At 68.0% G+C, this 1,892-nt stretch carries 2 protein-coding genes; one reads left to right on the plus strand and one right to left on the minus strand.

Features of this window, described 5'->3' with window-relative positions; translation table 11 throughout:
* Positions 1–31: 31 nt before the first annotated feature.
* Positions 32–1,090 carry an IS630 family transposase gene (locus ACTWQJ_RS50975; RefSeq protein ID WP_443313131.1) on the minus strand — a complete coding sequence of 353 codons (1,059 nt, stop codon included), beginning with the start codon at positions 1,088–1,090 and terminating at the stop codon, positions 32–34.
* 103 nt (positions 1,091–1,193) lie between these two features.
* Between ACTWQJ_RS50975 and ACTWQJ_RS50980 the strand changes: the two genes are divergently transcribed.
* Positions 1,194–1,808 (plus strand): plasmid pRiA4b ORF-3 family protein, encoded by a 615-nt coding sequence (locus ACTWQJ_RS50980; protein WP_443313132.1) that lies wholly within the window; start codon positions 1,194–1,196, stop codon positions 1,806–1,808.
* The last annotated feature ends 84 nt before the right edge of the window (positions 1,809–1,892 follow it).

Genomic DNA, 1,892 nt, shown 5'->3' on the forward strand with positions numbered 1-1,892 from the left:
CTAGTGCAGCAATGCATTGATCTTGCGAGGGTCATGCGGCTTTGAGTGGGGTGCCGTCGTAGGTCCAGCGGAACGGGTGGGCCTCGTCGTCGTAGGCGAGGGTGAAGTCGCGGATCTGGTCGATGAGGTCCTGCCGCGAGATGAACTCACCGCGTCGCAGGAGGCGGCGGGCCAGGATCGAAAAGAATATCTCGACCTGGTTGAGCCACGAGGCGTGTTTGGGCGTGTGGTGAACGATGAATCTCTGGTGCGCTGCCAGCCAGGCTCGGGTCGCCTTCGAAACATGGGACGACCCGTTGTCGAGGACCAGGTGGATGGTCAGGGCCGGGTCGATGCTCTGATCCAGCAGTCGCAGGAAGCGGATGAAGGCAGCCGAGTCGTTGCGGGTGATGTCCTCGACGAGGACCTGGCCGGTGTGCACGTCCAGGGCCGCCACGATGGAGGCGGTGCCGTGCCTGCGGTACTCGAACTCGCGCCGCTCGATCCGACCAGGGCGGGCCGGCCGGGTCGGATGCCGGCGGGAGCGAGCCTGCATCGCGGTTTTCTCATCCACGCTGAGCACCACCGAGTGGGGCGGGCGGCGCAGGTAGAGCGCGCAGACCTCGGCGGCCCTGGCGTAGAAGTCCGGATCCTCCGGTCGGGTGAGCCAGCCACGCACCAGGTGCGGCTTGAGATCGAGGTCGGCCAGGATCCGCCCGACCTGGGACGCTGAGATCCCGGTGGAGGCCAGCTGATGGGCGATGGCGCGGTGAGTCCAGTGGCTGTCGGTGGCGGGCCGGGCGGAGGTGACGGTGGCGACGATGGCCAGGCGCACGTCGGGGCCGTAGCGGCGGGAGCGGCCCGGCCGGGGCCGGTCCTCCAGCGCGGCCAGGCCTTCGGTGGCGAACCGCTTGCGCCAGCGTCGCACGGTGTCCAGATGGACGCCGAGAGCGCGGGCGATGGCCGCGTTTGCGTGACCCTCCGCACAGGCCAGTGCGGCCCGGGCCCGCTGCACCCGGCGCAACGGCGCGGTCCGCGAACGCGTCAACTCCTCAAGTAATGTGCGCTGTTCACCGTCCCAGGCCACCTGGAACGGACTCGCCACCGGCATGCGCCCCACCCCCGCGGACTCCATGAATCGTGTTGATCATTGTCGTGGGCAGTGGCACACGTCCCGCCGGAAGATGGCGAGCATGGGTGGCAGGATGGCCGCCATGGCGAACAGCAGGGGTGCGAAGCCGAACTCGCGGACGGCACCGAGCAAGACCGTCCACAAGATCAAGATCACCTTGCGGGACTCCCGACCGCCGATCTGGCGCCGCTTGGAGGTGCCGTCAGGCATCACCTTGCGCGAGCTGCACGACGTCATCCAGGCCGCCTTCGGCTGGGAGGACTACCACATGTGGGCCTTCGAAAGCGGACGAGACCGATACGGCGTCGCCGACCGCGACCTGGGCATCCGCAGCGCCGCCTCCAAGCAGCTCGGCCAGGTGGCCGCCCACACCGGCGACCGGCTCCGCTACACCTACGACTTCGGCGACGACTGGGAACACGACATCCTCATCGAGGACGTCACCGAGCCCGAGTCGGACACCGCCTACCCCCGATGCCTCACCGGCCGCCGAGCTTGCCCGCCTGAGGACTGCGGCGGCATCTGGGGATACGACTACCTCATCGAGATCCTTGCCGACCCCCACCACGAAGAACACGAAGACCGCCTGGAATGGCTCGGCCTCGACTCTGCCGACCAGTTCGACCCCGCAGCCTTCGATGCAGCCGAGGTCAACTCCGCGCTCTCCGCTCATGCGATCGTGCTCGTCAAGAACTGAGACATCACTGCCCGCCGTCAGCCCCCGTCGCTTGCTGACGGCGTGGCACAGACCCCCGCAAGATCAATGCGGCGCAGCACTAGT

The organism is Streptomyces sp. KR55 (assembly GCF_052245645.1).
Lineage (GTDB): Bacteria > Actinomycetota > Actinomycetes > Streptomycetales > Streptomycetaceae > Streptomyces > Streptomyces flavusporus.

Coding starts and splice junctions, on each gene's coding strand:
- ACTWQJ_RS50975 (WP_443313131.1), bottom strand. CDS start 1,090: ATGCCGGTGGCGAGTCCGTTCCAGGTGGCCTGGGACGGTGAACAGCGC.
- ACTWQJ_RS50980 (WP_443313132.1), top strand. CDS start 1,194: ATGGCGAACAGCAGGGGTGCGAAGCCGAACTCGCGGACGGCACCGAGC.